Origin of the sequence: Prosthecobacter sp. (assembly GCF_029946185.1) — a bacterium.
In the GTDB taxonomy this organism is placed as follows: domain Bacteria; phylum Verrucomicrobiota; class Verrucomicrobiia; order Verrucomicrobiales; family Verrucomicrobiaceae; genus Prosthecobacter.
Map to the genome: position 1 here is coordinate 60,030 of NZ_JAQSEA010000059.1, position 6,881 is coordinate 66,910.

General features: G+C 60.5%; 7 protein-coding genes. 3 read left to right on the forward strand and 4 right to left on the reverse strand.

Annotated elements, in window-relative coordinates; translation table 11 throughout:
• Window positions 1-37 precede the first annotated feature (37 nt).
• Window positions 38-916, reverse strand: a complete 879-nt coding sequence (locus tag PSV43_RS04075) for a L,D-transpeptidase (protein ID WP_300194045.1) — start codon at window positions 914-916, stop codon at window positions 38-40.
• 57 nt (window positions 917-973) lie between these two features.
• Entirely contained in the window at window positions 974-1,627 is a 654-nt protein-coding gene (locus PSV43_RS04080) for an HAD family hydrolase (RefSeq protein ID WP_300194047.1), read from the reverse strand.
• 69 nt (window positions 1,628-1,696) lie between these two features.
• Between PSV43_RS04080 and PSV43_RS04085 the strand changes: the two genes are divergently transcribed.
• The gene (locus PSV43_RS04085; RefSeq protein WP_300194049.1) at window positions 1,697-2,509 is read left to right on the forward strand and encodes a histidinol-phosphatase HisJ family protein; all 813 of its coding nucleotides are present in this window, start codon (window positions 1,697-1,699) and stop codon (window positions 2,507-2,509) included.
• Window positions 2,506-3,348: a dihydropteroate synthase gene (gene folP / locus PSV43_RS04090; protein ID WP_300194051.1), complete on the forward strand. Its 843-nt coding sequence runs from the start codon at window positions 2,506-2,508 to the stop codon at window positions 3,346-3,348. The genes PSV43_RS04085 and folP overlap by 4 nt, the downstream gene beginning before the upstream one ends.
• 207 nt (window positions 3,349-3,555) lie before the next feature.
• Here the strand turns inward: folP and PSV43_RS04095 are convergent, their stop codons facing one another.
• Window positions 3,556-5,508, reverse strand: a complete 1,953-nt coding sequence (locus tag PSV43_RS04095; protein WP_300194053.1) for a hypothetical protein — start codon at window positions 5,506-5,508, stop codon at window positions 3,556-3,558.
• Between the two features lie 104 nt (window positions 5,509-5,612).
• Here PSV43_RS04095 and PSV43_RS04100 point away from each other — a divergent pair, with 104 nt between their 5' ends.
• Window positions 5,613-6,515 carry a phosphatidylserine decarboxylase gene (locus PSV43_RS04100; protein WP_300194055.1) on the forward strand — a complete coding sequence of 301 codons (903 nt, stop codon included), beginning with the start codon at window positions 5,613-5,615 and terminating at the stop codon, window positions 6,513-6,515.
• Here the strand turns inward: PSV43_RS04100 and PSV43_RS04105 are convergent.
• A partial coding sequence (locus PSV43_RS04105) for a tyrosine-type recombinase/integrase (protein WP_300194058.1) occupies window positions 6,500-6,881 on the reverse strand: 382 nt, incomplete at its 5' end. The genes PSV43_RS04100 and PSV43_RS04105 overlap by 16 nt on opposite strands.

The window sequence follows — 6,881 nt, forward strand, 5'->3', positions numbered from 1 at the left end:
CAGCCGCCCCCTCATTTTGGTAAAGCTTGTCGTTCGTTCAGTTGCTCGCTGGAGGCGGCGCATTCGCCGGCTCCGCAGGCTTCACTTCAATAGGCGGTGCAGCGGCATCGGGCGCGCTTTGAGGGGCGGCGGTCGGAGGCGGCGTCCCTGGGGGTGTTATCACTCCCCCCTTCGGACCGTTGGGATCATCAGGAGCCAGAGACGTTGCTGCGTCAGCCGCTGCGGATGCTTCTCCAGCTTTCTTTTTCGCCGCCGCGAGCTTGGCGGAATTGGCCCTCGATTTTTCCGCAGATTGTTTGAGGTAGGTTTGATAATCCGGACCATTGCCCGTGATCGTCACCGGTGTGCCCACCGCCGTGTGTTCGAACAGAATCGGTGCCATCTTGGAAGGCAGGCGGATGCACCCATGTGATGCCCGGCGCCCGGGCTTCGGAATCGGCCCGATGTGCATGCCCACTCCATCGCCGGTGAGACGCATGAAGTAAGTCATCTTGGCAGCTTGGAAGTGGCCGCCTGCCGGCAGCAGGTCACGCCCCTGCTTGAAGTCCGAGTTCACCAGTTTGCCATCCTTGTCGAAGCCCTTGCCATAGAGATTGGAGACCTTGTCTTTGATCTTCTCCAAGATCTTGAACTCGCCGGTGGGCGTTGGGAAGCTGGGAATGCCGCTGGCACAGTAAGTCCAGCCAACCACGTCCTTGCCGTTGTACAGGGTCACACGTTGCACATCCACATTCATGACCATGCTCGTGATGGGTTTCTCCCCGCCGGTCCATTCACCCGGATACTTCCACTCGGCTTTCACCGGCTCTGGCGGCGGTGCTGGTGGCTTCTTGCGGAACAACTGGCAGGAGGCCAGCAACACCATGCTGGGGAGAATCACAGCACGCGTCAGAGTGAGAGAGAGTTTGAATTTCACAGAGTCGATACTAAGGGGACTGCCTCCTCCTCTCAAGTACCAGCGGAAACAATATTTTCAGGAAAGATCGAACAATTCCGCAGGGCTTGAAATGAGCAGGTCCGCCCCACACTCGATCAACTCCGCTTCGCTGCGAAATCCCCAGCGCACTCCCACCGCGCGCATGCCGCTGTTCTTCGCAAACTGCATGTCGATGCCCGAATCTCCCACGTAGGCCATTTCGTTTGTCTGCAAACCAAGGAAGGCCGCCATCTCGTGCGCCCCCGCCGCATCCGGCTTGCGCAGTACCTCGGCGCGCTGGCCCAGGATGTGGTCAAACAACCCCGCACCAAAGAAATGCTCCGTCATCGGCACAGTGAAACGATGCGCCTTGTTCGAAATCACAGCCAGTTTGACACCTTTGCTTTTCAACTCCGCCAGCATCTCCACGATGCCCTCATAGGGCCGGGTCTGCTCGTTCCAGAGGATGTCATACTGCGCGCGATACTCCTCCACGCAGACCTTGATCAGCTCCTCACTCCGCGCCGCCTCCGGCAAAGCCCGCTCCACCAGTTTTTCCATACCATCCCCCACCATCTGCTTGAACACTTCCTTCTCGCAGCGCGGATAACCCCGCGCATCCAGCATCCGGTTGATCGACTCCGCGATGTCCGCCAGCGAGTCAATCAGGGTGCCATCGAGGTCGAAAATGAAAGCTTTGAGTGGGGGCATGTTTCCTTCATGCCGCGAAATGAGGCCGCGATCAACTTGCCAGAGCGCCCAATGCAGCGAAAAACTCCCATGCTCACCGATTACCACACGCACACGCCGCTTTGCCTGCATGCCGAGGGGAATCCCGTCGATTACGCACGGCACGCCCAGAGCATCGGTCTCGCTGAAATCGGCCTGTCGGATCACAACCCCATGCCGGAGAAGTTCGACGACTGGCGCATGCTCCTCTCCGACCTGCCGCGCTACTTTGAACTGGTCAACGAAGCGCGCACCGCGCTGCCGGGCTTCCCCATCCGCCTCGCCCTCGAATGCGACCACATCGAAGGCTATCAAAAATGGATCGATGAGACCGCCGCCATGGCAGACTGGGACTACCTCATCGGCAGCGTCCACTACATCCATGACGGCATAGCTGTGGATGATCCGAAGCATGTGTCACGCTGGAAAACCGCGTCCGACATCGAGCACATGTGGGGCATGTACTGGAAGCTCTATGAGCAGATGATCCGCACTCAGCAGTTCGACTTTCATGCGCATCCCGATCTCGCCAAGCGCTTCGGCCTGCGCCCTGCCGGCGATCTGCGCCCCTACTACGAACCCGTGATCCAGGCCCTTGTCGATACCAACGGCATCCTCGAAGTCAGCACCGCCGGCCTGCGCAAGGACGTGCGCGAGATCTACCCCGCCCGCGAGATGCTGGAGATGGCCTTCGCTGCCAAAGTGCCCATCGTCATCAATTCAGACGCCCATCTGCCCACCGATGTGGGCGTGGACTTCAACAAGGCCCTCGATCTCGTGCGCAGCGTCGGCTACACCACCACCGTGCGTTTTGCACAACGCCAGCGCCAAGTAGTCCCACTGCCTGAAAGGTGGCCCCTATGATCTTCCAAGCCCGCCAGCACCGCATCGAATTTCCCCGCCGCCCGCTGGTGATGGGGATCGTGAACATCAATGACGACTCCTTCTGCGGCGATGGCACGCTGGATCCCGGCAAGGCGCTGGCCCAGGCCAAGCAGCAGCTTCAGGATGGCGCGGACATCATCGACATCGGCGCGGAAAGTGCACGGACCAACCGCGAAGCCATCAGCGTGTCGGAGGAGATCGACCGCCTGCTGCCGTTTCTCGAAAAGTGGCCGGAGCTCAGCTCCCGCTTCAATGCGCCGCTGCTTTCCATCAACACCTGGCGCAGCGACGTCATCGCGGAAGTGCTGCCGCATGGCGGCGACCTCATCAACGACATCAGCGGCCTGCCGGATGCGTTCAATGCCAAACTCTGCGCCGAGCACAATGCCGGACTGCTCATCATGCACAGCGTCGGCCAGCCGAAGGTGCCGCACACCCATGTGAAGTATGACAGCATCATGGACACCCTGGAGCACTTCTTCGAGCAGCGCCTCGTGCTCGCGGAAAGCGTCGGCCTGCCGCGTGAAAACATCATGCTCGATCCCGGCATCGACTTCGCCAAACAGAAGGACGACAACCTTGTCATCTATCGCGAACTCAAGCGCCTTCACCGCTTCGGGCGCCCCATCCTGCTGCCCGTCTCACGCAAGACCGTGATCGGCGATGTACTCGGCATCCCCGCCTTGGAACGCGATGCGGGAACCCAGGCCTGCATCGCCGCAGGCATGCATCGCGGCGCGCAAATTTTCCGTGTTCACCACGTCAAAGCGGCCGTGCAAACCGTGAAGACGCTTTGGGCGGTCGAAGGTAGTCGCTGAGGTGGGCAGGGTGTGTTGGACGCGCTGCGGTCTTTCATCACCCACCACCCATTCCGCCAAACCGCCGGACTCTGGAGACGCCGCGCCGATGCTGCGGCTCCATGCACCCCTAGACGGGTGGGCTGCCGCCACACCCCATCTACGACCACAGCACTCCCTTCAGCCTTGAAGGCCTGTTTCAAGAACAAGACTGACGGGGGCCGTGAATCAGGCAGCGCCTTCTTCCGCTGGAGCGGGCTTGGGAGCCGAAGTTTCATCAGCAGGGGCTGCTTCGACAACCTCAGCCGCAGGGGTTTCCTCTGCCGCAGCAGGTTCTTCCACTGAGGATTCTGCCAGTGCAGTTTCAGCTTCCTCTGCCAGCTCCATTTCCGCCATGGACTCTTCCACCGGTGCTTCTGTCAGCGTGGGTTCAGCTTCCTCTGGCTTTGCTTCAGCAGCCTCGACTTTGGATGCTTCCTGTGCCAGTGCTGATTCAACGGCTTCTGCCGCCGCAGGGTCTGCCAGTGCAGTTTGAGCCTGTTCTGCCAGCGCTTCTTCCGCCATAGATTCTTCTACCGGTGCTTCTGTCAGCACAGGTTCAGCTTCAGCAGCTGCTTCAGCCGTTGTATCCTCAGCAGGAGCCGCGGCTCCTGCAGGTTTCTTGGCACTGACAGCTTCCTTTTTTGCAGCGGGTTCGCCCTGCACTCCGAGGAAGACCATGCCGTCACTGTATTCAATGACGTAGCCTTCATTCGCGAGCCAGCGGATGTCTTTGATCACCGCGATCTGTTCCTCCGTCGGTTGCTTCGGCGCATCCGGGGCGGTGCCTTCCGGAGCTGCAGGGGAGGGCACAATCGACTCCACCAGCTTCTGCATCGGGAGGCCATGACTGGTCTTGAGCTTCTCCACCACCAGCGTGAGGCGATCTGAAAACACCATGCTGGGCTCGATGGCACGCGGCTTCACGCGGCAGACGAACTGCTTGCCTGCACGACGCTTGAACAGCTTCATGCCACGGCGCTCCAGGCCGGCGCCGAGCTTCTGTGAAATCTCAAACAGGTGCTTCCGCGCTGCATCCACGGACTGGCGCATCATGATGAAGAAAATATGCGCGAGCTTCTGCTTGTCGATGTTGCCCGGCACGGTGGCGTCACGTACTTCGATGACGGCGTCGTTGCCAAAGGTGCGACGGAAATGCGCCTCCATGTCAGCACGGGAGCTGAGTGAGAGCGGCTCAGCGCCCTCAGGCACTTCGCCCTTCAGGCACACCCAGCGGCGGCCCTTGCTCATATTTTCCTTCCACTTCGTGACGAGTTCTGGATTCGATTCCACACGAATGCGACGTTTGAAATCCTCCATCGACATGTTCGAGAAGCGCTCACGATGCAGCCGGATGACACCGGTTTGATAGCTGTGATGGCTCGGCGGAGCAATGAGCTCGCCGCTCATGCCGCAGACGGCCACAGAGGCAAATTCGCCCTTCGGCGCTTCGAGTTCGATCTCTTCCACCCGGTAAAACTCATCCAGCGCAGCACTGCGCAGCACATGGGTGAGAGCTTCATCGCGTGAGAGGAAAAGGCTGCCATCCGCAGGCACATGGTAGAAGCCCGTGGCGCGTTCTTCCGCACAGCGGAAGCGCACCATGAAGCGGTCACCACCGGCCAGCACGAGACGTGACGCATCAAACATGCTGAACGCATGCCCCGTCTGGCGCACGTGCGCGGCGAGTGCATCCACTGCCTTGTCTTCTGGAAAGATGATGATCTGCACATCCTTCGGAATCTCCACCCACTCACGCTGTGGTGGGCCATCGCGATCACCAAAACGACGCGGAGGACCACGGCGGTCATCGCCATCACGGCGAGGCGGGCCGCCTTGTCCACCGGGACGGAATCCGCCACCAGGACCATCACGACGCGGAGGAGGGCCACCGCCAGGGCCATCACGGCGCGGGGGCGGGCCACGGCGATCATCGCGACCACCAAATCCTCCACCACCTCCACGGCGGTCATCACGGCCACCGCGCTGCGGGCGGTCTTCGCTGTCGGCGTAGCGTTGTTTGATTTTGTCTTCCTTGCCGAACTCGCCTACCCATGCAGGCATCAGTTTCAAATCGGAAAGGTCAACCATGCCGCTTGGCTTGGGCGTCGGGTTGTCGGTGCTGGCTTCAGGTTCGGTCATACTTTTCAGGCTGGAAAGGGGCCGCGACTATGCCTCGAATCAGCTTTGTCGCCAGTTTTGTTCGTGTGGCGTTTTATTAGCATGGCATTATGTGAACAAGTCCCATGCCAGCAGCCCCTATCACTTTTTTCAACCGCCTCACCCGCAGCCTCGAAACGGAAGCGGTGTATGGAGAAGGTTTTTTGCGCTTCACTTACGAAAATCCGCTGGGTGCTCTGCCCCTGCATGCACTGGTGAAACGGGCGGCTTTTTCTAGCTGGTATGGCAGCCGCATGGATGCCCCGGCCAGCCGGGAAAAAATCGCCCCCTTCCTGGCCACCTACGGCCTGGACATCAGCGAATTTGCCGATTCCCCGGACTCCTTCCGCACCTTCAACGAATTTTTCTACCGCAAGCTCAAGCCCCAGGCGCGGCCCATTGCCCCCGGGGATGACGTCATCACCTTTCCTGCGGACGGCCGCCACCTCGTGCTGCCAGACATCGCGGCTTGCACCGATTTTTTCATCAAAGGCACCCGCTTTGATCTCCCCGCCCTGCTGCGCGACGCCGCCCTCGCCGAGCGCTTCGCCCACGGCAGCATGTTGATTTCCCGCCTCTGCCCCGTGGACTACCACCGCTTTCATTTTCCTTGCGCCGGCACTCCTGGAGCCGCCCGTCTCATCAATGGCCCGCTCTATTCGGTGAGTCCCATCGCCCTGCGCAGCCGCGCCAGCATTCACTGGGAAAACAAGCGCGAGATCACCCTCATGCGCACCCAGAGCCTCGGAGACGTGCTCCTGCTCGAAGTCGGTGCCACCTGCGTGGGCTCCATCATCCAAACCTACACTCCGGGCACCCCCATCGAAAAAGGGGCCGAAAAAGGCTGCTTCCGCTTTGGCGGCTCCTGCTTCATCACGATCTTCGAACCCGGTAAAATCCAGTTCTCAGACGATTTGATCGAAAACAGCCGAGCAGGCCGCGAAGTCTATGCCCGCATGGGCGATGTGGCTGCTCACGCCCGCGGGTGAAATTTCCGGTGCACTTCTTTGAGCCGGGCCTGATCCACATGCGTGTAGATCTGCGTCGTCGAGATGTCAGCATGGCCCAGCATCTCTTGAATCACCCGCAGGTCAGCGCCGTTGTTCAGCAGGTGCGTGGCAAAACTGTGCCGCAGCAGATGCGGATGCACGACGGCGGGGTCCAGACCGCACAGCGCTGCACGCTCCTTCACGATCTGCTGAATGCGTGCCGTGGTCAGTCGCGTGCCGTTGCGTGAGATAAAAATGTGACTCTGCGATTTCGGCCCCACCAGTTCCGGGCGCGCATGCTCCAGATACGCCGCAATCGCTTCGCGTGCCGCTCCTCCCACAGGCGAGAGCCGCGTCTTCGATCCC